The following is a 947-nucleotide window of genomic DNA, read 5'->3' on the forward strand; positions in this document are numbered from 1 at the left end:
TCGCCGCGGGCGGCGGCTTCTCCACCGCGGTCGAGGCGGCCCTCGCCGGTGGCGCGGACCTCGCGACGGCCGTCGGCGCGACCCTCGGCGGCACGCTGGGCCTGGGCACCGACCTCGCCGGACAGCTCGGCGGCGCCCTCGAATCCGTCCTCGAGGTCGGTACCGGGCTCGCCGGTGGCCTGGACCTCGGCGGTGGCCTCGACGCCCTCACCGGCGTGACCGCGGGACTCGGAGCCTCCCTGTCCGCGCTGCTCGAGGCGGGCGGCTCCGTCGCCGGTGATCTCGGTGGCACCCTCGGCGCCGTACTCGAGGGCAGTGCCGACGGCGGGCTCGTCGGCGGCATCGACCTCGGCGCCCTCCTCGGCGGCGACGCCTCCGGCGGCGTGGACCTCGGCACCGCGGTCGGCGGCCTCCTCGGCGGCGCGCTCGGTCTCGAGAACTCCGCGACCCTCGAGCTCGGCAACGCCCTCAACGTCGCGCTCGACCTGTCGACGACCGTCGAATCGAGCGCCGACGGCACCCTCTCCGCGGTGCTCGGCTCCGCGTTCTCCGTCGGCGGGGAAGCCGGCGCGAACCTCGGTTCCGCGCTGGGTGGGGTGTTCGAGGCCGGCCTCGGCGGAACGCTCGACTCCACCGTGGACCTGAGCTCCCAGCTGGCCACCACCCTCGGCGGCGGTCTCGGCGCCGACGCGGACCTGACCGGCCAGCTCGGCTACGCCCTCGACGGCGCGCTCGACCTCGGCGGGCAGCTCGCCGGCGGCGGCGAGGCGGTCGGCGGCCTCACCGGCGACGTGTCCGGGGGACTGGATACCGTCGCTGACCTCGGCGCCGGACTCGGCAGCGGCCTGAGCGGTGGGTTGACGGGCGGGCTCGACGGGGCAGCGGACCTGGGCGGGGACCTGGCCGGTGGATTGACCGGCGGGCTCGACGGGGCAGCGGACCTGGGC

Annotated in this window: 1 pseudogene; it reads left to right on the forward strand. The window is 77.2% G+C overall.

The annotated features are described in order from the left end of the window. A pseudogene (locus CQZ88_RS04135) lies at positions 1-947 on the forward strand (hypothetical protein); the annotation flags it as partial.

The sequence above is a fragment of the Rhodococcus sp. ENV425 genome (genome assembly GCF_002887785.1).
In the GTDB taxonomy this organism is placed as follows: Bacteria; Actinomycetota; Actinomycetes; order Mycobacteriales; family Mycobacteriaceae; genus Rhodococcus; species Rhodococcus aetherivorans.